Source organism: Oceanospirillum linum (assembly GCF_001995095.2).
Taxonomy (GTDB): domain Bacteria; phylum Pseudomonadota; class Gammaproteobacteria; order Pseudomonadales; family Halomonadaceae; genus Oceanospirillum; species Oceanospirillum linum.
Genome location: NZ_MTSD02000223.1, coordinates 1 through 392, shown reverse-complemented (window position 1 = coordinate 392; position 392 = coordinate 1). Strand labels below are relative to the sequence as shown.

Below are 392 nucleotides of genomic sequence, written 5' to 3'. Positions count from 1 at the left end.
GTAGACGTCCACCAGCCGAATCCGGTCCGGCGAGCGCGCCAGCAACGCGCCTCCTCCTGCCCCGAGTTGCGACGTCGTGAGCCCCGCCTGGGCCAGCATCGACAACAGCCGACGAATCAGCGCCGGGTTCGTATTGACGCTGCCGGCGATGATGTCCGACGACAACGGCTCGCCTTGCTGCAACGACAGCAGCGCCAAAATATGGACGGCATAGGCGAAACGGCTGCTGGTGTTCATCGCTGGAGTTCGGCGTCAAAACTGTAACCATGATAATTACATATCGCCTGGCGTGCAACCCCAGGCTTATCGCGTCCGATCCAGTGCAATGCCGTCAGCATCGTCGTCATGCGCGAGGAGTACACTGCCCGCTTCGTAGTTCCGTTGTCGTCTAA

1 protein-coding gene is annotated in these 392 nt (G+C 60.7%); it reads right to left on the bottom strand.

The window, feature by feature from the left end:
- On the bottom strand, positions 1-237 hold a 237-nt coding region (locus tag BTA35_RS17405), incomplete at its 3' end, for an Rrf2 family transcriptional regulator (protein ID WP_139363762.1).
- Positions 238-392: the final 155 nt, after the last annotated feature.